The organism is Geminicoccus sp., assembly GCF_036263595.1.
Taxonomy (GTDB): Bacteria; Pseudomonadota; Alphaproteobacteria; order Geminicoccales; family Geminicoccaceae; genus Geminicoccus.
In genome coordinates this window covers 17,545-39,608 of record NZ_DATAGQ010000093.1, presented here as the reverse complement: position 1 = coordinate 39,608, position 22,064 = coordinate 17,545, and the positions used below count along the sequence as shown (strand labels likewise).

At 68.0% G+C, this 22,064-nt stretch carries 21 protein-coding genes; 8 read left to right on the top strand and 13 right to left on the bottom strand.

What is annotated here, in order from left to right:
- Positions 1-53: 53 nt before the first annotated feature.
- The 3 genes from VHL31_RS07960 to VHL31_RS07950 form a co-directional block, all read right to left on the bottom strand.
- Positions 54-749: a Bax inhibitor-1/YccA family protein gene (locus VHL31_RS07960; RefSeq protein WP_349262389.1), complete on the bottom strand. Its 696-nt coding sequence runs from the start codon at positions 747-749 to the stop codon at positions 54-56.
- A 526-nt stretch (positions 750-1,275) separates the two neighbouring features.
- A complete protein-coding gene (locus VHL31_RS07955) occupies positions 1,276-3,813 on the bottom strand; it encodes an ABC transporter permease (protein ID WP_329660673.1) in 2,538 nt (845 codons plus the stop codon).
- Positions 3,810-4,529 (bottom strand): ABC transporter ATP-binding protein, encoded by a 720-nt coding sequence (locus VHL31_RS07950; protein WP_329660672.1) that lies wholly within the window; start codon positions 4,527-4,529, stop codon positions 3,810-3,812. The genes VHL31_RS07955 and VHL31_RS07950 overlap by 4 nt, the downstream gene beginning before the upstream one ends.
- A gap of 31 nt (positions 4,530-4,560) precedes the next feature.
- On the opposite strand from VHL31_RS07950, the gene VHL31_RS07945 reads away from it, so the two are divergent.
- The 3 genes from VHL31_RS07945 to VHL31_RS07935 all read left to right on the top strand — a co-directional run bounded on the left by VHL31_RS07945 (position 4,561) and on the right by VHL31_RS07935 (position 9,280).
- Positions 4,561-5,271: an arylesterase gene (locus tag VHL31_RS07945; protein WP_329660671.1), complete on the top strand. Its 711-nt coding sequence runs from the start codon at positions 4,561-4,563 to the stop codon at positions 5,269-5,271.
- Between the two features lie 283 nt (positions 5,272-5,554).
- Complete coding sequence (gene acs / locus VHL31_RS07940; protein WP_329660670.1) at positions 5,555-7,486, top strand: acetate--CoA ligase; 1,932 nt, start codon at positions 5,555-5,557, stop codon at positions 7,484-7,486.
- 180 nt (positions 7,487-7,666) lie between these two features.
- Positions 7,667-9,280 (top strand): AMP-binding protein, encoded by a 1,614-nt coding sequence (locus VHL31_RS07935; RefSeq protein ID WP_329660669.1) that lies wholly within the window; start codon positions 7,667-7,669, stop codon positions 9,278-9,280.
- Here VHL31_RS07935 and VHL31_RS07930 read toward each other — a convergent pair.
- Positions 9,272-10,516, bottom strand: coding sequence for a cytochrome P450 (locus VHL31_RS07930; protein ID WP_329660668.1), 1,245 nt, complete (start codon positions 10,514-10,516; stop codon positions 9,272-9,274). The genes VHL31_RS07935 and VHL31_RS07930 overlap by 9 nt on opposite strands.
- A 297-nt stretch (positions 10,517-10,813) precedes the next feature.
- Here VHL31_RS07930 and VHL31_RS07925 point away from each other — a divergent pair, with 297 nt between their 5' ends.
- Entirely contained in the window at positions 10,814-10,969 is a 156-nt protein-coding gene (locus VHL31_RS07925; protein WP_329660667.1) for a hypothetical protein, read from the top strand.
- Positions 10,970-11,153: 184 nt separating this feature from the next.
- On the opposite strand, the gene VHL31_RS07920 is transcribed toward VHL31_RS07925, so the two are convergent.
- Positions 11,154-11,546, bottom strand: coding sequence for an MAPEG family protein (locus VHL31_RS07920; RefSeq protein WP_329660666.1), 393 nt, complete (start codon positions 11,544-11,546; stop codon positions 11,154-11,156).
- Positions 11,547-11,845: 299 nt separating this feature from the next.
- On the opposite strand from VHL31_RS07920, the gene VHL31_RS07915 reads away from it, so the two are divergent.
- Positions 11,846-12,475 (top strand): HD domain-containing protein, encoded by a 630-nt coding sequence (locus VHL31_RS07915; protein ID WP_329660665.1) that lies wholly within the window; start codon positions 11,846-11,848, stop codon positions 12,473-12,475.
- A 16-nt stretch (positions 12,476-12,491) separates the two neighbouring features.
- On the opposite strand, the gene VHL31_RS07910 is transcribed toward VHL31_RS07915, so the two are convergent.
- From VHL31_RS07910 to VHL31_RS07895, 4 genes are all read right to left on the bottom strand, one after another.
- Entirely contained in the window at positions 12,492-13,535 is a 1,044-nt protein-coding gene (locus tag VHL31_RS07910) for an acyltransferase (RefSeq protein ID WP_329660664.1), read from the bottom strand.
- Between the two features lie 222 nt (positions 13,536-13,757).
- A complete protein-coding gene (locus VHL31_RS07905) occupies positions 13,758-14,198 on the bottom strand; it encodes a hypothetical protein (protein ID WP_329660663.1) in 441 nt (146 codons plus the stop codon).
- A gap of 117 nt (positions 14,199-14,315) precedes the next feature.
- Positions 14,316-14,825: an N-acetyltransferase gene (locus tag VHL31_RS07900; RefSeq protein WP_329660662.1), complete on the bottom strand. Its 510-nt coding sequence runs from the start codon at positions 14,823-14,825 to the stop codon at positions 14,316-14,318.
- Positions 14,826-14,842: 17 nt separating this feature from the next.
- The gene (locus VHL31_RS07895) at positions 14,843-16,438 is read right to left on the bottom strand and encodes a GMC family oxidoreductase (RefSeq protein WP_414653670.1); all 1,596 of its coding nucleotides are present in this window, start codon (positions 16,436-16,438) and stop codon (positions 14,843-14,845) included.
- 110 nt (positions 16,439-16,548) lie between these two features.
- On the opposite strand from VHL31_RS07895, the gene VHL31_RS07890 reads away from it, so the two are divergent.
- Positions 16,549-17,346: an SDR family oxidoreductase gene (locus tag VHL31_RS07890; RefSeq protein WP_329660660.1), complete on the top strand. Its 798-nt coding sequence runs from the start codon at positions 16,549-16,551 to the stop codon at positions 17,344-17,346.
- A gap of 21 nt (positions 17,347-17,367) precedes the next feature.
- Here the strand turns inward: VHL31_RS07890 and VHL31_RS07885 are convergent, their stop codons facing one another.
- The 4 genes from VHL31_RS07885 to VHL31_RS07875 form a co-directional block, all read right to left on the bottom strand.
- Positions 17,368-17,988 (bottom strand): SDR family oxidoreductase, encoded by a 621-nt coding sequence (locus VHL31_RS07885; protein WP_329660659.1) that lies wholly within the window; start codon positions 17,986-17,988, stop codon positions 17,368-17,370.
- On the bottom strand, positions 17,895-18,158 hold the full coding sequence (locus VHL31_RS26895; RefSeq protein WP_414653667.1) for an SDR family NAD(P)-dependent oxidoreductase: 264 nt from the start codon (positions 18,156-18,158) through the stop codon (positions 17,895-17,897). Before VHL31_RS26895 ends, VHL31_RS07885 begins: the two co-directional genes overlap by 94 nt.
- Positions 18,159-18,254: 96 nt before the next feature.
- The gene (locus VHL31_RS07880) at positions 18,255-18,728 is read right to left on the bottom strand and encodes a YbaK/EbsC family protein (RefSeq protein ID WP_349262387.1); all 474 of its coding nucleotides are present in this window, start codon (positions 18,726-18,728) and stop codon (positions 18,255-18,257) included.
- Positions 18,729-18,943: 215 nt separating this feature from the next.
- A complete protein-coding gene (locus VHL31_RS07875) occupies positions 18,944-20,344 on the bottom strand; it encodes an L-serine ammonia-lyase (RefSeq protein ID WP_329660657.1) in 1,401 nt (466 codons plus the stop codon).
- Between the two features lie 166 nt (positions 20,345-20,510).
- On the opposite strand from VHL31_RS07875, the gene VHL31_RS07870 reads away from it, so the two are divergent.
- A complete protein-coding gene (locus tag VHL31_RS07870) occupies positions 20,511-20,861 on the top strand; it encodes a hypothetical protein (RefSeq protein ID WP_329660656.1) in 351 nt (116 codons plus the stop codon).
- A 20-nt stretch (positions 20,862-20,881) separates the two neighbouring features.
- Entirely contained in the window at positions 20,882-22,063 is a 1,182-nt protein-coding gene (locus tag VHL31_RS07865) for an aminotransferase class V-fold PLP-dependent enzyme (protein ID WP_329660655.1), read from the top strand.
- The last annotated feature ends 1 nt before the right edge of the window (position 22,064 follow it).

Sequence of the window (22,064 nt, the reverse complement as noted above, 5' to 3'; positions counted from 1 at the left end):
CTCGTCAAAGGCGGCCGATCCTTACTCAGTCGAGTGCGTCAATGGAACATGCGTCACTCGCTATTGGTGCGCACGCCCATGAACTGCAGCAGGAACTGGAACATGTTGATGAAGTTCAGGTACAGCGACAAGGCGCCCATGACGGCCATCTTGGTCTGCGCACCCGGCTCCATCGCCTCGTAATACATCTCCTTCAGCCGCTGGGTGTCCCAGGCGGTGAGCCCAGCGAAGATCAGCACGCCAGCGACGCTGATGGCGAACTGCATGGCGCTGGAACCGACGAAGATGTTCACGACGCTCGCGATGATCAGGCCGAACAGGCCGACGACCAGGAAGGTCGCGAACGCGCTCAGGTCACGCTTGGTGGTGTAACCGTAGAGCGAGAGCGCGCCGAACGCGGCGGCCGTGACGAAGAACGTCCTCGCGATGCTGGCCCCGGTGAAGACCAGGAAGATGGACGCCATCGACAGACCCATCACGGCGCAGAACGCCCAGAAGGTCATCTGTACGGCGGACGTGCTCATCTGCTGGACCCGGAAGCCCAGGAACATCACAAAGCCGAGCGGCGCCAGCATCACCACCCACTTGAGCGGCGACAACAGGATCGGCTCGTACAGGGCAGGCGACGAAGCGACGACCATCGCGATGATGCCGGTCAGCGCCAGGCCCATGCCCATGTAGTTGTAGATGGACAGCATGTAGCGGCGCAGGCCCGCGTCGACTTGGTCGACCGCTACACGTCCGCCCATGCGCGCTATGCGGGGATCCGTGCCGAATGCCATGTAACCTCCTTCGGTGATCGACGGCCCCATAGGCCGCCGGTCTTACTCGCAAGATATAGCGATACAGCAGGATCCTTCAAGACCAGAACGGGCCCGCCACAGAAGATCCGCTCCAGATACAAACCGTTACATTTCCCGGGCTTAAATCTCGCGGGCGGAGCATCGGCCGGGTGCCAAGTCGACCTTTCCATCCGCCCGGACGAGCTGCAATCAGTGCATGACGACTTGAGATGTCGCCAAGTATTGATTGTCGCAAGCCCACGACGACGGCCGGTTGTACCTGAAAGCGCCTGATCGACGACAAGTCGAGCCCGGCCGCCCTTCCCGCGCTCGGTTCTCATGGCCGGCGTGGGGCAGGACGGCCATGGCAGCCGGCTCGGGTTCGTTCATGCAAAGAACGACTCCGGACTGCCCATCTCTCCACATCCTCCACCATGAGACCAAGCCGGCAGTGTAGCACATGAAGGTAGCGTGGTGCGACCGTCGTTGGCAGCTATCCCCCGCGCAGGACCGGTGCGATCGGGCGGGCCAGCAGCCGCCAGGTCGACAGCGCCCCGACCAGGCCGGTCGCGACCACCGCGGCCAAGGCCAGGGCGGCGGCACTGACCAGGCCCGGGGTGAACGTCAGGTTCATGAACGGGCCGACCAGCAAGAAGGCAGCGATGCCCCCCACCAGCAGGCCGACCAGCGCCGACAGGAAGCCGGTGGCGGCGTGCTCGATGACGAAGTGGCGCAAGAGGTCGGCGCGGGTGGCTCCCAGCACCTTCATGAGGGCTACCTGATGCCGCCGCTGCCGTCGCGATGCGGCCAGGGCACCCAGGAGCACGAGCAGCCCCGCCCCCAGCGTCACCGATGCCACGGCCTGGACCGCAAAGCCGATCTTGCCCAGCACGTCGCCAACCTGGCGGGTGACCTCGGTAATCGAGATCGGCGTGACGTTGGGCAAGGCGGCCGCCATCGCGTCCAGCAGCGCACTTTCCTGGCCTGGAGGGACCCGCACCGCCGCGATCAGCGTGTGCGGCGCCTTGTCGATCAGGCCAGGGCTGAACAGGAAGACGAAGTCGATCCGGGCGCGTGACCAGTCGATCTCACGACGCAGATTGGCGACCGTCGCCTCCACCTGCCGGCCCAGCACGTTGAACGAGATCTTGTCGCCGACACCGACGCCATAGCCGATCGCGATCTCGTCCTCGACCGAGACGAGCGGCGGACCGGCATAGTCCGGCGGCCACCATTCGCCCGCCACGAGCGGCGCGTTGTCCGGCGGCGTCGCCGTCCAGGACAGGCCACGGTCGCGGCGCACCGTCCAGCGCGCGTTCTCGCCAATGGCGGCCTCTTCGATCGGCTTGCCCTTGATGCCCGATACCCTGGCCCGCAGCACGGGGGCGCGCTGCTGGATCGATGCATCGGGGAATTCGGCCAGCACCCGGTCGAAAGTCTCGGCCTGGTTCGGCTGGATGTCGATGAAGACCACCGACGGTGCCCGCTCGGGCAAGGCGTTGCGAAGCTCAGACTCCAGGGACTGCTGGACGAACAGCACGGTCGCCAGCACCGAGAGCGCCGTGCCGGTGGCGACGACCACGGGAAGGGCGGTGGAGCCCGGCCGGTTCAGGCGTGCCAGCGAGAGGCGCAGCACGAGCGGGCCGTTCTTCGCGGCGCGGCCGACCAGGGCCAGCACCGCCTTGCCCAAGAGGGTGAGGAGGAACGCCGCCGCCAGGGCGGCCAGGGCGAACACGGCGCCGATCTCGGGGCGTGGCGTCGTCAGCGATGCCAGACCACCCACCACCAGGACGCCCAGCGCGATCACCAGGACCCGCACCTTCCAGTCACCATGGCGGTTCTCCGCCGCAGCCGGGCGGAGCAGGGCCGCGACCGGCAGATCGCGGGCATCCAGAAGGGGAATGGCCGCGAACAGAAGGGCGGTGGCGATGCCGAGCAGGGCGGCACGCAACAGCGGCCACGGGTCGAACACCCCGTCCACGGCAAACGGGATCAGGTCGGGCGGCAGGAAGGCCGACATCGATGCCAGCCCGTAGGCGCCGATCATGCCCAGCAGCGCTGCGATGGTCGCGACGAGAAGGACCTGGAGCGCGTAGACCAGCAGGACCTGGCGGGGCGTCGCACCCAGGGCCTTGAGGGTGGCGATGCCGGCGCGGCGCTGGACCAGCCAGCCTTGGACCGCCAGGCCGATGCCGATGCCACCGGTCAGCAGGGCAGCCAGGGCCGCAATCGTGAGATAGCTCGCGAGCCGGTCGGTGAACCGAGCGATCTGCGGCTGGATCTCCTCGATGCCCCGGGCACGGAAGCGAGCACTCGGATTGGCCTCGCGAATGGTGGCCAGCACCGCCGCGGCATCCGCACCCGGCGGCAGGGCAATGGCACGGGTCCAGGTCGTCACCGCGCCTGGCAGGAGGATGCCAGCCGCGCGGATCGTATCGAGCGAGGCGATGACCCGGGGACCGATCCCATAGATCCCCTGCACGCGCTCGGGCTCGTCGATCAGCACGGCCCGGATGGTGACCTGGCGGTCGCCGAGGTTCAGCCGGTCGCCCACCTCCACGCCCAGGCGCGGCAGGACGCCACGCTCCACCACCACCCCGCCATCGGCCAACGCTTCTTCCACGGCGAGCGGCGGGTCGAGGGTGACGGTGCCGACCAAGGGCCAGGGATCTTCCACGCCTTTGAGCGAGATGGCGAGGCTGCGCGGGTTGCCGGCCTCGTTCAGGGTCTCGCTGGTGACGAGGCCACTCATCCGCAGGGTGGAGCGGGCGATGCTGCCGGGTGGCAGCACGTCGCCCAGTTCCTCGGCCGTAATCTCCTCGCCGGAGGCTTCCACCACGATGTCGCCGCCCAGCAACGCACGGGCGTCGCGCGCCACGGCACGATCCACGGCCGCCGAGAGAAGCCCCACGGCTCCGATCGCGGCCACCCCCAGCGCCAGGCAGAGCAGGAGGAGCCAGAAGCCCTGCAGGCCACCGCGCAGGTCACGCAGCGCGAAGGACAGGGTGAAAGGCAGCCTGGACGCACTCATGCCGGGGCCCCGGCCAGGACCTGGCCCGCGCTGCTCGGGTTCGACCAGGAATCCGGCGGCGTGACGATGCGGCCGTCCTCCATGCGGCAGGTCCAGTCGCAGGCCTGGGCGAGAGCGGCGTCGTGGGTAACCAGCAGCAGCGTCGTGCCGAGTTTCTTGCGCAGGTCGAATACGAGATCCATCACATGCTCGCCATTGGCACGGTCGAGATTGCCGGTGGGCTCGTCCGCCAGGAGGATCGAGGGCTCGGTCACGATCGCTCGGGCCAGCGCGGTGCGCTGCTGCTCACCGCCGGACATCTGGCCGGGATAATGGTCGACGCGATGGGCCAGGCCCACCTCGGCCAGGGCGTCGGCAGCCCGAGTCAGGGCGTCGCGGCGGCCCATCAGCTCCAGGGGCACGGCCACGTTCTCGAGCGCCGAGAGGGTCGGGATCAGGTGGAACGACTGGAACAGGATCGACAGCCGGCCGCGCCGGAAGCGGGACAGCCCGTCCTCGTCCAAGGTGGCGAGGTCGACGCCGTCCACGACGACCTGGCCGCCGGTCGCCCGCTCGATGCCGGCGATCACCGCGATCAGGCTCGACTTGCCGGAACCGGATGGACCGACCACGCTTACTGCCGACCCGGCCGGCACCTGCAGATCGACACCCTTGAGGATCGAGACCTGCCCGGCAGCACCCACCAGATCCAGACGGAGGTCTACAAGATTGATCATCCGATCCTCACAAGATTCATCATTCGGGCAGATGGCGAACAGGCATGTTCCCGACAACCACCAGCCATCCGGCAAGTTCGCCGCATGGCGGCGACGCTTCCTGCATGTTCTAGCCCTTGCCTGGCTGGCGCTACCATTGGCCAGCCCGCCTGCGATGGCGCAGCCCGCCGATTCTACGCAAGGCCAAGCCTGCAGGATCGCCGTTCTCGGTGATTCGCTGACGGCAGCCTATGGCCTGTCGGTGAACGAAGGATTTCCGGCCCGTCTCCAAGCGGCGTTACGTGCGCAAGGCCGGGATTGCGCCGTGATCGATGCGGGTGTCTCCGGCGACACCTCGGCCGGGGGCCTGACCCGTATGGACTGGGTCCTGGCCGACAAGCCGACCCACCTGATCATCGAACTCGGCGCCAATGACGGGCTGCGGGCCCTGCCGGTCGAGCAGCTGGAGCAGAATCTGGACGGGATCATCGCCAAGGCCAAGGCCGCGAACGTCCCGGTGCTCCTGACGGGCATGCTGGCCCCGCCCAATCTGGGCGCTGCCTACGGCAAGGCATTCGCAAAGGTCTACAAAGACTTGGCGGAACGTCATGATGTTCCGCTTTATCCGTTCTTCCTCGAAGGCGTGGCGGGCGACCGCCTGCTCAACCAGCCGGACGGTATCCATCCGACCGCAGAAGGTGTCGAGATCATCGTGTCCAGGATCGTGCCGACCGTGATCGATTGGCTCGACCAGACCGCTTGAGAGGCGTTCTTCAAGCGTTCCATCCAGCACTTATCCACGAAGTTATGCTGGACTTGCCCGCATGTTGCGGCAGCGCGACAAACTACTTTGTAAACCGTGGAGAAGTCTGGGGATATGGGGACAGTCCGGCCGGGCGAAAGAGCGGGCGGCATGAGGATCGCCGTTGCGTGGCGCGCGGCCAGGGAGGAAACTCTGTGCAAAGGAGGCCGGTGGCGATCGTCCCCGGTCCTGGTCCGTGGTTCCGTCGTGCCCGGAACCATGAGCGCTAACAGGGTGGTTGCGAATGTCCGAGCTGTTTCCCGTTCCGGCGTCGTTTGCGCAGACGACGCTCATCGATGATCTCAACTACCGCACCATGTATGCGCGCTCGCTGGCCGAGCCGGAGGCTTTCTGGGGCGAGATCGGGCAGCGGCTGCACTGGAGCAAGCCCTATACGAAGGTGAAGAACACCTCGTTCGAGGGCGACGTCTCGATCAAGTGGTACGAGGATGGCGAGATCAACGTCGCCTACAACTGCATCGACCGGCACCTGCCTCGGCATGCCAACCGCGTTGCCATCATCTGGGAAGCCGACAATCCCGACCACGAGCGGATGGTCACCTATCGCGAGCTGCTGAACCGGGTCTGCCGGATCGCGAACGTCCTGAAGGCGCACGGCGTCAAGAAGGGCGACCGGGTCACCATCTACATGCCGATGATCCCCGAGGCCGCCTACACCATGCTGGCCTGCGCCCGGATCGGAGCGGTGCACACGGTGGTGTTCGGCGGGTTCTCGCCCGACGCGCTGGCCGACCGGATCAAGGACTGCCAGAGCAAGGTCGTGGTCACCGCCGATGGCGGCCTGCGTGGCGGCAAGCCCGTGCTGCTCAAGGGCAATGTCGACGAAGCGCTGAAGAAGTGCCCAGACGACGTCCAGGTGCTGATGTTCCGCCATACGGGCATCGCGGTCGACATGAAGCCCGGCCGTGATTTCGATGCGTCGAAGGAGGCCCGCGAGGCCAGTCCGGAATGCGCCTGCGAGCCGATGAACGCGGAGGACCCGCTGTTCATCCTCTATACCTCGGGCTCCACCGGCAAGCCGAAGGGCGTGCTGCACACGACCGGCGGCTATCTCGTCTATGCCTCGGTCACCCACAAATACGTCTTCGACTACAAGGACGGCGACGTCTACTGGTGCACGGCCGACGTGGGCTGGGTGACCGGCCACAGCTACATCGTCTATGGCCCGCTCTCCAACGCAGCGACCACGCTGATGTTCGAGGGCATCCCCAACTACCCGACCGTGTCGCGCTTTTGGGAAGTCATCGACAAGCACCACGTCACGATCTTCTACACCGCGCCCACCGCGATCCGGGCGCTCATGCAGCAGGGCGATGAGCCGGTCAAGCGGACCTCGCGGGCCTCGCTGCGCCTCCTGGGCTCGGTGGGCGAGCCGATCAACCCGGAGGCCTGGCTCTGGTACCACCGCGTGGTCGGCGACGGCCGCTGCCCGATCGTGGACACCTGGTGGCAGACCGAGACCGGCGGCATCCTGATTACGCCTTTGCCAGGTGCCACGGTGCTCAAGCCAGGCTCGGCGACCCGGCCGTTCTTCGGGATCCAGCCGGCACTGGTGGACAATGACGGCAAGGTGATCGAGGGGGCCGGCGAGGGCAACCTCGTGCTGCTGGACAGCTGGCCCGGCCAGATGCGCACGGTCTATGGCGACCATGAGCGCTTCGTGCAGACCTATTTCTCGACCTTCAAGGGCACCTACTTCACGGGCGATGGCGCCAAGCGCGACGAGGACGGCTACTGGTGGATCACCGGCCGGGTCGACGACGTGCTCAACGTGTCCGGCCACCGGATGGGCACGGCCGAGGTCGAGAGTGCGCTGGTCTCCCATCCGGCCGTGGCCGAGAGCGCGGTGGTGGGCTGCCCGCACGACATCAAGGGCCAGGGCATCTACTGCTACGTGACGCTCCAGAAGGACATCGAGCCGTCGGATGCGCTGCGCGCCGACCTCGTGAAGTGGGTGCGCAAGGAAATCGGGCCGATCGCCACGCCGGACTTCATCCAGTGGGCGCCGGGCCTGCCCAAGACCCGCTCGGGCAAGATCATGCGGCGGATCCTGCGCAAGATCGCAGCCAACGACTACAGCCAGCTCGGCGATACCAGCACACTGGCCGATCCGAGCGTGGTCGAGGACCTGGTGGCGAACCGGCTGAACACGTAGCAGAGGCCACCCTCCCCGCCTGCTCAAAGCCTGCCGTGGGGAAGGAGACGTCCTCACGGCGTGCGCAGGCGGGGTGCTGCGACCATCTGCTTGCCTTCGCCCCGGCAGATCTCGCGTGCCCGGCCGCGCCATCCAGGGCATGGTAGCGGGCGCCGCAGTTCCATGCTGGGGGAGGCCGCCATGGCCGCGTCGTCGCCTATTCCTGCACCTGCCAGCGATCCGTTCCCGGCGGGCGCTGTCATAAAGGACGGGCTCTACATCGAGCACCTGCTGGCGGTCCTGCGCGAGGCCGGCACGCGAACGGTCCTGGCGCACCGCGGCCAGTCGATCCCTGCCCACGCCTTCCTCGGTTCGATCTACCGTTATGCCCGGGCACTGGCCGAGGTCGGCATCGGGCGCGGCAGCCTGGTCGCACTGGTCGCACCGAACCGGCCGGAAGCGCTGGCCGTACGCTATGCCGCCCACCTGCTGGGCGCCGGGACAAGCTATCTGCCGGTACCTGCCAGCGCCGAACGCCGGGCGGATCTGCTGGCCCAGATCGACCCGCAGCTGCTCGTCCTGTTCGAGGAGACGGCAGGCCTTTTCCCGCGCAGCGCTGCCATTCCCGTGGCGATGATCGGCGCCGGGTCGGACCAGCCAGCCCATCGTCTCGACGAGCGAGCGGCCGCCCAGCCGGCCGAGCCGACGGCGGTAGTGGCGCGCCCCTCGGACCTGGCCGTCATCATTTCCTCGGGCGGAACCACCGGCGTGCCCAAGGGCAGCTGGCGGACCTTTGCCAGTTACAGCGCCATGGTCCAGGTCCCGAGCCCTTCCGACCGGCGCCAGCTGGTCGATGGCCGCCTGGCGTATCTCTCCCAGGTCCTGGTCGACCTCACCCTGCTCGGTGGCGGGACGGTGGTTCTCGAGGATTCGTTCGATGCGGCGGACACGCTCGCCACCATCGAACTGGAGCGGATCACCCACCTGTTCCTGGTGGAGCCGCAGCTGTTCGAACTGATGGACCATCCCGGGCTGGACCGGCGCAACCTTGCCAGCCTGAGGGAGATCACCCACATCGGCGCCTCCGCACCTCCCACCCTGCGCCGCCGGGCCTTCGAACGGCTCGGGCCGGTGCTGGTCCATACCTATGGTGCCAGCGAGATGGGCCTGGTGAGCAGCCTGAAGCCGGCACAGCACGACCCGACCCACCCCGACACATTCTCCTGCGCCGGCCATATCCACCCGGGCGTTGCCGTCCGCTTCCGCCAGCCCGATGGCCGCCTGGCGGATGCAGGCGCATACGGCAGCATCGAAGTCTGCTCCCCGGCGATGGCGAACGGCTATCGCAACCGCCCGGCACTCGAGGCCGGCGCCTTCCAGGACGGCTGGTACCATACCGGCGACCTGGGCTTCCTCGACCCGCGCGGGCTCTTGCACATCCTGGGCCGTGCGGCCGACATCTGCTGGATCGACGGGCGCATGGTGAGCCCGACGCTGATCGAGGACACGCTCTGCCAGCTGCCGGACGTGCGCTACGTCGTGGTCGTGGCGGAGCAGGACCCGGCCAGATGGATCGCCGCGGTCGTGCCGTGGCCGGGCGCGTCGCCACAGCCCTCAGCTTGGCTCAGCACCGTGGCCGAGCGACATGGCGACGCCGTCGCCAGTGCGACCACCCTGCTGACGGTGGAACGGGTGCCGCTTACCGAGCAGGGCAAGCCGGATCGCGAGGCGATCCGTCGCCTTGGACATGAAACGGCGGCCCTGCTGGCACCCGCAGGCGAGGGACGCCGACCGGCATCATGCGGGTCAGGTTGAGCAATTGTCCGCAACTGCCTGTACCTTCAAATTAATCGGCCCCCGGTTGGCGGCCGTGTGATACCAGTGGATGGGTTCCTGCTTGCCGACGGCGAGGTCGGGATAGCGCCGGTAGAGCTCGCGCAGGGCGATTGCCGTTTCCAGCCTCGCCAGATGCGCGCCGGCACAACCATGCGGGCCGATGCCGAAGCTCAGGATGCGCTTGGGGTTGCGGGTGATGTCGAAGCGGTCCGGGTCGGGAAAGTGGCCGGGATCGCGATTGGCGGCAGCCAGCGAAAGCTGGACGACGGCGCCAAGCGGGATGGTCTGGCCGTCAAGCTCGACGGGCTCCAGGGAGACGCGGGGGATCAGGGTGACCGGCGGCTCGAAGCGCAGCGTTTCCTCGATCGCCGGCTCCAGCAGGGACGGGTCGGCCTGGAGGAGACGGCGCTGTGCCGGATCCTTGTCCAGGAGATAGACGACGTTGCCGATCAGGTTGCGGACGGCGACATGTCCGGCCAGCAGCAACAGCATGGCATTGCCGACGATCTCCTCCGGCGTCGGGCCGTCCGGCTCCGCGGCGGCACGGGCGAGCTGACCCAGGAAATCGTCGCGCGGACGGGATCTCCGCTCGTCCAGAAGGGCCAGGGTGTAGGCGTTCATCTGCCGCGCGCTGGCGATCATGCGCGTGGCGCTGTCGACCGTGATCGGGAAGATGTTGAAGAAGTCGATGAAGTCGACCGACCACTGCACGACGCGATGGCGATCCTCCGGCCTCACCCCCAGGAAGTCGGACAGCACATAGGCCGGCAGCAGGAAACCGTACTCGGCGCAGACGTCGAAGGACGGGCGGTCGCCGATTTCGTCGAGCAGCGTGCGGGCGGCCGCTTCCACCGTCGGAAGGAAAGCCTGCACCGCCGTCGCATTGAAGCCGATATTGATGAACCGACGGACGCGCAGATGCGCCTCCCCATCCATCATCAGCACCCAGGACGAGAAGAGTGGGGCGATCTCGCGCAGGTCCGCGCGGACAGTCTCCGGTGCCTGATCGACAAAGCCCTTCATCCGGTCGGCGCTCAGGCGCGGGTCGCGCAGCAGCGCCGCGACGTCGTCGTAGCGGAACGCGAACCACTGGCCGAGGTCGGGATGGAAGTGGATGGGGTGCTCGGCCTGGTAGCGGCGCAGCGCGGGAAACGGGTCGTCCAGGAGGGCAGGATCGTCCATGAAGAACGGTTCGCCGAAATACCCCTTTGCCAACACGCCCTCCCCCGCACGATCAAGGTGTCGGCCAGTCCCGCGGCCGCCCCTTCAAGCAGGAGGCCGCTGAGACGGCCGAGGCAAGCCAAAAACCAGAAAGGGCGGCCCATTGCTGGACCACCCTTTCCGCTCTCTGGGGGAGAAACTTCCAGTGCCGCTTCGCGTCCTGGGGGGGACCTACGATGGCGCCGCTGACAGACATGACAGCTAATCCATCTTCGGTGCGAAGACAATCGACATTTTCATCGAATGCAACATGCTGTTGCAGTCCGGCACCAGCGGCGACGCCGACAGCTGTTGAACCGCTGGCGCCGGGCGATCCGGCGCGTGATCGACAGCGACGGCGTACCGTGGAATTGCCTGCAGGCAGGCAAGGCGTTATTGTTCGACCGACCAAAATACTGTTCATCAGCGAACATTTGTGCGGAATTGCCGGAACTGCCGGTGCATTGAGCTGCAATGTTCCATGTATTGACCAAGCTGTCCCGACACCTCGATCTGCCACGATTTGCGGCTGCCGGATGCGGCGCATGCAGACGGTTCCGGCAATTCCGGCGGAACGATGCTGTTGCTCAAGGACAACCACGAAACGTAACAGTATTTTCATGTAAAGTCGGCAGCGGCGGGTCGGGACGGGTCACGGCATCGCAACCCCGATCAGCAGCAGGAGCGCCGTCAAGGCGATCATCGACAGGCTGAGCCCCGTGCCGGCGACGCGGCTGAAGCCACGAAGCTCGACGGCCGAGAACGACCAGGCATGGCAGAGACGGCCTGCCAGGAGGGCCAGGCCCAGCCCATGGAGCAGCCACGCCGATGGCCCGGTAAGCTCCAGCAGGAGGAGAAGGACGAGCGCATAGGGCGTGGTCTCAATGAAGTTCGCTTGCGCCCGGACGTAACGCTCCATCAGCACATCGTCGCCGTTGCCCATGTCGATCCGGTAGCGCCGGCGCCACCGGATCACCCGAACAGTCAGGAACAGATGAAGCGGAGCCAGCAGCGCTGCCCAGAGCGCAGTGACGGGGGCATCCATGGTCCACCTCTCAACGGCACGTACCACACGACCGGCGCATCTTCCGGCCCGGTCAAGCCGTCGATGCCTGCCACTTACCGCACGTACGCGCGTGGCGTGATCACGGATCGCGGGCTCGGCCGCGAGCAGGACCGAAGCGTTGCCGATCTTGGCCGTTGCGCTTTTTGCGGGCACAGGTGCTCGCAGGGCTCGCCCTGTCGATCCCGCGGCGCAGGGGCGCTGCCAGGTGGTCCTGGAGCAGGACGTCCGGTGGCGGGCGATGGTCGGCTGCCAACACCATCAGCAGAGGTGCAGGTCGGGTGGAGATCGAAGGATGGGCGGTGCAGGAGTTGCGCCGCCGCATGGACGCAGACGGGGCACATGACGTCGCCCATGTGGCACGGGTCGTCCGGATGGCCCGGCAGATCGACAGGGAGCTGGGGCATCTTTGCGACCCTGCGGTGCTGACCGCAGCGGCGTGGCTGCATGATCTGGTCAGCCTGCCCAAGTCGCATCCGGAGCGAGCGAGGTCCTCGCTCCTGTCGGCGGACGAGGCGGTGGATTTGCTGGGACGCCGGGGGTTCCCGACAGAGAAGCTGGGCCAGGTCCACCATGCGATCCATGCGCACAGCTTCTCCGCCGGCCTGCCCTGCCGGTCGATCGAGGCCGAGGTGCTGCAGGATGCGGACCGGCTGGATGCGCTGGGAGCGATCGGCCTGGCCCGCTGCTTCTACACGGCCGGGCGGATGGGCGCGCAGATCTTCGACCCCGACGACCCGCTGGCCGCGCGGCGCCCGCTGGACGACCGCGCGTTCGCGCTCGACCACCTGCCGGTCAAGCTCTACCGGATCGCGGACACGCTCCACACCCTGCCAGCGCGGCGAATCGCGGCGGCACGCGTGGCCTTGCTGAAGAGCTTCGAGGCGGCGCTGGTCGAGGAGGCCGGCTGAACCGGCCTGCCGCCACTCACCGCGCCGTGGCGCCGACCTCGTCGGTGGAGCCGGGCGGGGAAGGCTTGGCCTTGGGCAGCGGCTTTTGTCCGAGCAACAGCATGCGGGTGAGATTGAACCGTGAGGCGATTTGCTCGACCAGGATCGGCAGCGACAGGCCTCCGGCCAGCATGATGACGAACATCAGGTAGGGCTGGTCGATGCCGATCTTGGGCAGGATCATGCGCAGGCCGGCAACGCCGAACATGTGAAAGAGGTAGATCCCGTACGAATACTTGCCGATGAACTCGAGCTTCGAGTTCGTCCAGCCGGTGCGAATGATCAGCATGCAGAAGGCGGCGCCGAACAGGAGGCCCAGCGGCGCCTCGCGCGGCAGCGGGCCGTCCAGGTAGCCGAACAGGCCGGCCTGGGTGACGATCACGCCGATCGCCACCAGCGCCCATGCGATCGGTACGCCGCCGCGTCTGGCCAAGGGGTCGCCGAACCGGCCGAAATAGAGCCCCAGGAAGAAGAACGGCAGCAGATAGAGCGCGCCTCGGATCGACAGGAGTTCGGTCTGGATCAGGTCCATCGACGCGATGGCGGCGGCCAGGAACAGGCCAATGACCACCGCGATCCGCTGCACCAGCACGCCGAACGAGTCGAGGAAGGCCACCAGGGCGAAGATCACGAAGATCGCCTGGAGGAACCAGAAATGCTCGTAGGGGAAGATCGGGATCCACAGGGCCTCGGCCAGGTGGCCGAGGTCGAAGCCCTTGGCCAGGGTCTGGAAGAAGAACTGCGTGGAGCCGACCACCAGCATGGGGATCAGCAGCCGGCGCGCCTTGCCGAGCATGAACGGCGCCACCGGCTGGCCGGGCGTCACGCTGCGGAAGGTGTAGACGAGCCCGGCCACGAAGGCGAACAGGGGCATCCTGAGATAGACGAAGCTCTCCGCCAGGTGGCGGAGCAGCGTGCCGTCACCCATCATCAGACCGCGGTCGGGGGCACTGCCGACCGTGTGGTACGCGACCAGGAAAATGCACGCCAAGCCGCGCAGGGTCTGGATCGATTGCTTCAAGACGCTTGCTCCGGGCCGACGCCGCCGGCGGGAAGGACGGGCTGCCAGGGTATGGCGCGCGCTGGCAGAAGGCGGATATCCGATGAACCGCCATCAAAATCGCGGATCTGCAGCCACATGGCAAGCACAGGCGGCTTCACATCCGGGTCACCCATGGACGCGGCCGATCGATTTTGCCCGGGATGCGTCGCCCGGTCGCGGCCACCGCCCGCCGCTTTGGCCCTAGCGGCCCTGCTCGACCAGGACCTTGGCCTCCTGGCCATGACGTTCGCCCGCTGGCTTTGCAGGCAGGCCGTCCTGTTGCTCCAGCTTCTGGCGCCGCAGCCGGTCCAGCTGGACTTCGACCGTGGCCAGCGCGGCGGTGCGCCGCTCCAGGATCTGCTCGAGCGTGGCTCTCGTGGCCAGCGCCGCATCCAGCTCGCTGCGAGCCTCGGCCAGCCGATGCTCGACATGCGACTTCTGGCTCTCCAGCCGGTCCAGGTCCGCATAGGCGGCCAAAAGTGCCTGGTCGCCCTCGTCGATCCGGGCGAGCATCAGCCGCTGGCGACGCTCGTAATGCTCGCCGATCTCGGCCAGGACCGCGTCCTCGCGTTCGCGGAACCATCGAGCCGCGCCATAGCCCGCTAGGGCGAGGCCCATGAGGAAGCTCAAGGCAGCCAGCATGAGATTTCCCAAGTGGTGTTCGGCAGTTACTGGACCGGCAACGCCAGTGCCGGCAAGAGACTTCACTGCATTGCACAAGAGTTTTCAGCTCGCTCCGTCCATGCAGATCCGGAAATGTCAGGCTTGTGCCAAAAAGGCCGGGTGGTAGCGGACTTCGCCTGTGGGGATGGACGCGCCGAACGGCAGGGCCATGAAGTAGGACGCCGGCACCCCGGGCAGCGAGAGGCCTGTGCCGGCACGAAAGCCGAAGCGGCCGTAATAGGCGGGCTCGCCAAGGACGATGCAACCCGCGGCACCCTCGCCCCGGATCTGCCGTAGCCCCTCCGTCACCAGGGCCGTCGCGATCCCGCGTCCCTGGCAGGCCGGCTGAACGGCAAGCGGGCCAAGGCCGTACCAGCCGGTGCTGCCGTCCGCGATCACGACGGGCGAGAAGGCCAGGCAGCCCAGCACATGGCCGCCACCCACCGCGACCAGCGACAGGGCCAGTGCTGCCTGCTCGCGCAGGGCCGCCACGATGGAGGGCTCGGCGCCGTGGCTGTGCGGATGGCCGGCGAAGGCGGCAGCGAGAACGGCGCCGATGGCATCCTGGTCGGCAGGCTGCTCCCGGTGGATGACCAGCCCCTCCATCCGGCCCGGCCCCCGGCTCAGCCCTGCCCCAGCATGATCGCGGCGGCGCGCTCGGCGATCATGATGCTGGGGCTGTTGGTGTTGCCAGACGTGATGGTCGGCATGATCGACGCGTCGACGATGCGCAGGTTCTCGAGGCCGTGCACCTGGAGCGTCGGCGAGACGACGGCCGTGCTGTCGGTCGAGGACCCCATCTTGCAGGTGCCCACCGGGTGGAAGATCGTGGTGCCGAGGTCCCCCGCAGCGTGCACCAGGTCGTCCTGGTCCTGCACCTGGAGGCCGGGCTTCATCTCGCCGGTGACATAGCGCGCCAGGGCCGGGGCCGCACAGATCTTCCGCGTGACCCGGATGCAGTCCGCCGCGACCTGCTGGTCCTCCTCGGTGGACAGGTAGTTCGGGCGGATCGAGGGGGCGGCGCCGGGATCGGGAGACTTCACCCGGATGTCGCCGCGGCTGGTCGGACGCAGGTTGCAGACCGAGGCGGTGAATGCCGGGAACGGGTGCAGGGGCTCGCCGAACTTGTCGAGCGAGAGCGGCTGGACATGGAACTCGATGTTGGGCGTGGCGTAGCGCGGGTCGGAGCGGGTGAAGGCACCCAGTTGCGAGGGCGCCATGGTGAGCGGGCCCTTGCGGAACAGGGCATATTCCAGCCCCATCCTGCCGCGCTGGACCAGCGAGCCCACCCGCTCGTTCAGCGTGCCGATGCCCTGGACGGTGTAGACGAGGCGGAGCTGCAGATGGTCCTGCAGGTTGCGGCCTACGCCCGGCAGGTCGTGGCGGACGTCGATGCCGGCCTCCTTCAGCCATTCGCCGGGACCGATCCCGGAGCGCTGCAGGATGACCGGGCTCATCACCGCGCCGGCGCAGGACACGACTTCCCGGCGCGCCCGCACGGTCCGCCCGTCGGTCAGCGCCACGCCGATGCAGCGCCGTCCGGAGAACAGGAGGTTGCGCGCTTCCGCCTTGGTCACGACCTGGAGGTTGCGGCGGCCCTTGACCGGCCGCAGGAAGGCCTTGGCGCTGGTCCAGCGCACGCCCTTCTTCTGGTTGACCTGGAAGTAGCCGCAGCCCTCGTTGTCGCCGGTATTGAAGTCGTCGGTCTTCGGGATGCCGGCCTGCTCGGCCGCGTCGCGGAACGCATCCAGGATCGGCCAGGAGATCCGCGGGTTCTCGACCCGCCACTCGCCCCCGGCACCGTGCAGGTCGGAGGCGCCGCCTGCGAAGTCCTCCGAGCGCTTGAAGAAGGGCAGGACGTCGTCCCAGCCCCAGCCCTCGTTGCCGAGCTGGCGCCAGTGGTCGTAATCGGCGGCCTGGCCGCGCATGTAGATCATGCCGTTGATGGCCGAGCAGCCGCCCAGCACCTTGCCGCGCGGATAGTTCAGGACGCGGCCGTTGAGGCCCGGCTCCGGCTCGGTGCGCAGGCACCAGTCGGTCCGGGCGTTCATCTGGGTGTAGAGATAGCCGATCGGAATGTGGATCCAGATCCAGTTGTCCTCGCCGCCCGCCTCCAGCAGGCAGACCCGCGTGGCCGGATCGGCGGACAGCCGGTTGGCGAGCGCGCAGCCGGCCGAGCCGGCACCGATGATGACATAGTCGAACTCGCCCAGATCCACCGACACTGCTTCTCACCTCCCATGCTTGCGCTGATCAGTGGCGGGGTTGCCCAGCCGGTTCAAGGTGCCACATTGCTCGCCGACGGCAGCAGGAAGCCCGGGAGCGGTCGATGAGCGAGACGAGCAGGACATCGGCCCTGGTCACGGGCGCCTCCGCCGGCATCGGTGCCGTGTTCGCCCGCAGGCTCGCCGAGCGCGGCCACGACCTGATCCTGGTGGCACGGCGGGAAGAACGCCTGGAACGGCTCTCGGCCGAGATCCGGCAGGCCACTGCCGCCAAGGTGCGGATCATTGCCGCCGATCTTGCCGATCCAACGGGCCTGCTGGAGGTCGAGGCGGCCGTCCAGGCCGAGGCCCGGCTGGGCATGCTGGTCAACAATGCCGGGTTCACCGTGCCCGGACCGTTGGCCGACGCGGATCCCGGCGAGATCGACCGCATGCTGATGGTCAACGTGACGGCGCTGGCCCGGCTGACCCGGGCGGCCCTGCCGGGCATGCTCGCCAAGGGCAGCGGATCGATCATCAACGTCTCTTCAGGCCTGACCTTCATGCAGTTGCCGGGCACGGCCGCCTATAGCGGATCGAAGGCGTTCGTCCTGCATTTCACCCGGACGCTGCACGAGGAGGTCGCACGCCACGGCATCCGGCTGCAGGCGCTGTGCCCGGGCCTGGTCAGCAGCGAGTTCCACGAGGCGGCCGGCCTCGACGTCCACCGCTACCCGCCGGAGATGGTGATGACGCCCGAGGACCTGGTGGACGCCTCGCTGGCCGGGCTCGACCAGGGCGAGGTCGTCTGCATCCCCTCGCTGCCGAACCTCAACGACTGGGAGAGCCTGGAGCAGGCGCGCGACGCGGTGGCCGCACTCGTCTCAAGCAACCAGCCGGCGGAGCGCTATCGCCAGGGCTGAGGCGGCACGGCGCGCCGACCGTCAGTACGCGCGCGTGAATCCGCCGTCGTGCAGGATGTTCAGGCCGGTCATGTGGTCGGACAGGGATGACAGCAGCCCCTCCACGGCCAGGGCCACCTCGTCGGGCGTGCCGTACTTGCGCAGCGGAACGTTCGCGGTCTCCTCGCCCAGCCGCTCGTCGTAGCTGACCCCGGCAGCGGCGGCACGGCGCTCGATGCCGGCCACGTACCAGGGCGACAGCGTGCCACCCAGCGACAGGGTGTTGACGTGGATCCCGCGCTCGCCCAGCGCGAAGGCGAGTGTCTTGGCCTCGGCCAGCCAGGCGCAGCGGATGACGTTGCTCGTGGCGTAATGGCCCAGCACCTGGGCCGAGGAGATGCCGGAGACGACGACGATCTTGCAGCGCCGCCCGCTCGCGGGATCTGGCCGCATGGCTGCGATCGCCGCCTTGAGGAGGGCCAGCGGGCCGACGAAGCTGCCCTGGAAGATCTCGCGCCAGGCCTCGTTGCCGGGCAAGGGATCGGCGGTCGCATGCGGCTGCGGCGGCATCAGGACAGCACCGTCCAGGATGCTGCCTCGTACGCGCAACTCGCGCCCGAGCGCCTCGACGATGCATCGCTGGTCATGTCCACGGGGAGCCAAGAGAAGGTGCCGGACCGGGTGGCCGACAATTCCTGGCCGAGCAGACGAAGCTTTTCGGCGTCACGGGAAGCGAGAAGGAGCGAGCAACCCGAGGCTGCCAGCCGCGCGCAGACGGCGCGGCCGATGCCGCCGGTGGCACCTGTGACGAGGATGGTCTTCGTCCCAGCCATTCAGCCCTCTCCCGCCGGCTGCCTTCCGGACCTGACGAGCATAGAAGCACCGAAGGCTGGGGGGCCAGGATCCCCCGGGGTTCCGGTTGATCCGGTTCAGCCAGGGGCCCTTGCGACGTCGGCAAAGCGCCCGCCGGTCAGGCGTTCCAGGTCGGACGGTGTCAGGGCGAACACCGCGTTGGACGCGCCGGCCGCGGCCCAGATCGTGGCAAAAGCCTGCAGGTCCGCGTCGAGCAGGACATGGGGCGGCTCCAGATGCCCGATGGGCGCCACGCCGCCTATCGGGTAGCCGGTCCTGGCCAGCACGAAGTCGGGGTCCGCCCGGCTGATCTTCTCGCCGAGCAGCATGCCGACCTTCTTCTCGTCGACCCGGTTCGTGCCCGACGCCACGACCAGCACCGAGCGGCCACTCTTCGCCCGGAAGACCAGCGACTTCGCGATCTGGGCGACATCGCAGCCGATCGCTTGCGCCGCCTGGGCGGAGGTGGCGGTGCTGGCATCGAAGGTGACGACGGTGTGGTCCGGTCCGAGCAGCCGGCGAATGCGGTCGATGGGCGAAGCGTCGTCCATGGCGCGATCGTACAGACGATCGTCGCAGGGGTCGAGGCGGCGGCGGCGCGCGGACACCGCCGCCGCCTGCCCAGTGTACCGACAGGGACGTTTCTTGCGCACAGGCGTCTTGGTGCGCCCGTTTGTACATCATACCACGTCGTCGGGCAGAGTTTCACCAGAAACTGGTCTGCCGGAGCGAGAAAGAAGCCGACGCCTTCGCGCAGGGTCGGGGATCAGCAGTCGACCACGTTGACCGGGACTTCCAGCACGTTCACGGCAAGGCCGCCGCGGGCCGTCTCCTTGTACTTGGTCTTCATGTCGGCGCCGGTGTCGCGCATCGTGCGGATCACCTTGTCCAGGCTGACGAAGTGCTCGCCGTCGCCGCGCAGGGCCATCCGGGCAGCGTTGATCGCCTTCACCGAGGCCATGGCGTTGCGCTCGATGCAGGGGATCTGCACGAGGCCGCCAATGGGATCGCAGGTCAGGCCGAGATTATGCTCCATCGCGATCTCGGCGGCGTTCTCGACCTGGCGCGGCGTGCCGCCCATCACCTCGGCCAGCCCCGCCGCCGCCATCGAGCAGGCCGAGCCGACCTCGCCCTGGCAGCCGACCTCCGCGCCGGAGATGGAGGCATTCTCCTTGAACAGGATGCCGATGGCCCCCGCCGTCAGGAGGAAGCGGACGACGCCGTCGTCCGAGGCGCCGGGGACGAACCGCGCATAGTAGTGCAGCACGGCCGGCACGATGCCGGCGGCACCGTTGGTAGGCGCCGTCACGACCCGGCCGCCGGCGGCGTTCTCCTCGTTCACCGCCAGCGCGTACAGGTTGACCCAGTCCATGACCGTCAGCGGATCGACCAGGGCCCGCTCGCGCTCGGCCAGGAGCTTCTCGTAGAGGACACGCGCCCGCCGCCGGACCTTCAGCCCGCCGGGCAAGGTCCCCTCGCGCGCGCAGCCATGGCGCACGCAGTCCTGCATGACCTGCCAGATCTCGAGCAGCCGGGCGCGGATCTCGGCCTCGCTCCGCCATGCCAGCTCGTTCTGCAGCATGACTTGGCTGATGGCCGACCCGGTCTGCGCGCAGATCTCGAGCAGGCGGTCGCCGGTGGTGAACGGGTGGCGCAGCGGCGTGCGGTCGGGCACGATTCGGTCGTCCCCGGTCTCGGCCTCGTTCAGGACGAACCCGCCGCCGACGGAGTAGTAGGCGGTGGCATGCAGTTCGCCCCCGACCTCGTCGAGCGCGGCAAAGCGCATCCCGTTGGGATGGAAGGGCAGGCTCCGCTTGCGATGGAGGACGAGGTGCCGGCCTTCCTCGAACGGCACCGGATGCCGGCTAAGCAGGGAAAGACTGCGGGCGGCCCGGATCCCCGCGATGCGCATCGGGATCCTGTCGACGTCCACCCGCTCGGGCTCCTCGCCTTCCAGCCCCAGCATCACCGCCTTGTTGGACCCGTGGCCGACCCCGGTCGCCCCCAGCGAGCCGAACAGCTCCGCCCTGACAGCGGCCGTCCGCTCGAGAAGGTTGGCCTCCTCCAGGCCGACGGCGAACGTCCGCGCGGCCCGCATCGGCCCTACCGTATGCGAGGACGACGGCCCGATCCCGATCTTGAAAAGGTCGAAGACGCTGATCAACATGGATCCTGTCACCACCAGCAGCGCAGTTCACGCTGCATTAGCTCACCTTGGACGTCGGGGCTTGTCCGTCCCGCCGGGTGGCCTCATCGATCACGACAGAGGCCCTTGCTTGTCAGCTACCGGCACGACGCCTAACCCTCTGTCCCGCCAGCCCAAGAGGTACACGATGCTCAAGTTCCTCGCCGGATCGTCTTGCCTGCTGATGGCGGCAGCGGCGGCGCAAGCCGCGCCGGCCGACGGTGCAGCGATCGAGGCGGCGATCGTCGGTCATACCGTCCAGGGCGAGATGGCCGTGTCCGGCCGCTATACCGAGTTCTACGCCAAGGACGGCAAGATCCACGGCAAGGACTATACCGGCAGCTGGACGATCGAGAACGACCAGATGTGCTTCAGCTACGGCCACGAGCCGGCCTCCTGCTGGCAGGTCGAGATCCACGGGACGAACGTGACCTGGATCAAGGACGGCAGGGCGGACGGCACCGGTACGATCGTCGAAGGCAACCCCAACGGCTACTGAGCAACGGATCGGGGGCGATCATGTCGGTCTACGATACGCTGGGGGTGCGCCGGATCATCAATGCCAAGGGGCCGGCCACCCGGCTCTCCGGCGGACGGATCCGACCGGAGGTCCTGGCCGCCATGAACGAGGCCGCCAGCGCCTGCGTCGACATGGCGGAGCTGCAGGGCGTGGCAGCCCAGCGGATCGCAGCCATCACCGGCGCGGAATCCGGGCTCGTCACCAGCGGGGCGGCCGCAGGACTGCTGCTCGGCACCGCGGCCTGCGTCACCGGCCTGGACCCGGGAAAGATGGCGCGGCTGCCGCAGACCGACGACATGAGTTCCGAGGTCGTGGTCGCGCGCTCGCAGCGCAATTTCTACGACCATGCGGTGCGGACGGCTGGGGTCCATCTCGTCGAGGTGGGCTTGCCGGACCGCTATGCCGGTGCCGGGGTGCGCGACGCCGAACCTTGGGAGTTCGCCGACGCGATCGGGCCGCAGACCGCGGCGGTGCTCTGGGTGGCCAACGCCAATGCCCAGCCTTCCCTGCCCGCGGTGGCTGACGTGGCGCACGCGGCCGGCGTGCCGGTGATCGTGGACGCGGCCGCGGAACTGCCGCCTGCGGCCAATCTCCGGCGCTTTCTCGACGAGGGTGCCGACCTCGTGGCCTTTTCCGGCGGCAAGGCGATCGGCGGCCCACAGGCCTCGGGCATCCTGGCCGGACGCCGGGACCTGATCATGGCGGCGGCCTTGCAGATGCTGGACCTGGACATCTGGCTGGAACAGTTCCGACCCGACCCGGCCTTCATCGACCTTCGGCGGCTGCGCGGCCTGCCCGCCCATGGCATCGGCCGGCCCTGCAAGGTCGGCAAGGAGCAGATCGTGGGCCTGCTCGCCGCCCTGGACCTGTTCCTGGCCGAGGGTGACGATGTCCGCACGTCCCGCTGGACGGAGCTCCTGGTCGATCTTCGCTGCGAGCTGGCCGGTCTGCCCCTCCTGGACGCGACCCTGGTCCCGGGCGTCGTGCCGCTCCTGCGGCTGGACCTGGCGATCGAGGCCTGGCCGGTCGTGATGGCGCTGGAAGAGGGCAGCCCGTCGATACGGGTCGATGTCGAGCATCATGCCGCTGGCCGGCTCGTGATCAACCCCATCTGCCTGCAAGCTGGCGAACTCGCGCCGCTGGCCAGGCGGATCGGTGAGATCCTGCACAGGGCGTCGTGAG

What these genes read in the sequence shown, in the direction of transcription:
- VHL31_RS07960 (WP_349262389.1), bottom strand. Translation starts at nt 749, where the DNA reads ATGGGCGGACGTGTAGCGGTCGACCAAGTCGACGCGGGCCTGCGCCGC.
- VHL31_RS07955 (WP_329660673.1), bottom strand. Translation starts at nt 3,813, where the DNA reads ATGAGTGCGTCCAGGCTGCCTTTCACCCTGTCCTTCGCGCTGCGTGAC.
- VHL31_RS07950 (WP_329660672.1), bottom strand. Translation starts at nt 4,529, where the DNA reads ATGATCAATCTTGTAGACCTCCGTCTGGATCTGGTGGGTGCTGCCGGG.
- VHL31_RS07945 (WP_329660671.1), top strand. Translation starts at nt 4,561, where the DNA reads ATGGCGAACAGGCATGTTCCCGACAACCACCAGCCATCCGGCAAGTTC.
- acs (WP_329660670.1), top strand. Translation starts at nt 5,555, where the DNA reads ATGTCCGAGCTGTTTCCCGTTCCGGCGTCGTTTGCGCAGACGACGCTC.
- VHL31_RS07935 (WP_329660669.1), top strand. Translation starts at nt 7,667, where the DNA reads ATGGCCGCGTCGTCGCCTATTCCTGCACCTGCCAGCGATCCGTTCCCG.
- VHL31_RS07920 (WP_329660666.1), bottom strand. Translation starts at nt 11,546, where the DNA reads ATGGATGCCCCCGTCACTGCGCTCTGGGCAGCGCTGCTGGCTCCGCTT.
- VHL31_RS07905 (WP_329660663.1), bottom strand. Translation starts at nt 14,198, where the DNA reads ATGCTGGCTGCCTTGAGCTTCCTCATGGGCCTCGCCCTAGCGGGCTAT.
- VHL31_RS07900 (WP_329660662.1), bottom strand. Translation starts at nt 14,825, where the DNA reads ATGGAGGGGCTGGTCATCCACCGGGAGCAGCCTGCCGACCAGGATGCC.
- VHL31_RS07890 (WP_329660660.1), top strand. Translation starts at nt 16,549, where the DNA reads ATGAGCGAGACGAGCAGGACATCGGCCCTGGTCACGGGCGCCTCCGCC.
- VHL31_RS26895 (WP_414653667.1), bottom strand. Translation starts at nt 18,158, where the DNA reads ATGGCTGGGACGAAGACCATCCTCGTCACAGGTGCCACCGGCGGCATC.
- VHL31_RS07880 (WP_349262387.1), bottom strand. Translation starts at nt 18,728, where the DNA reads ATGGACGACGCTTCGCCCATCGACCGCATTCGCCGGCTGCTCGGACCG.
- VHL31_RS07875 (WP_329660657.1), bottom strand. Translation starts at nt 20,344, where the DNA reads ATGTTGATCAGCGTCTTCGACCTTTTCAAGATCGGGATCGGGCCGTCG.
- VHL31_RS07870 (WP_329660656.1), top strand. Translation starts at nt 20,511, where the DNA reads ATGCTCAAGTTCCTCGCCGGATCGTCTTGCCTGCTGATGGCGGCAGCG.
- VHL31_RS07865 (WP_329660655.1), top strand. Translation starts at nt 20,882, where the DNA reads ATGTCGGTCTACGATACGCTGGGGGTGCGCCGGATCATCAATGCCAAG.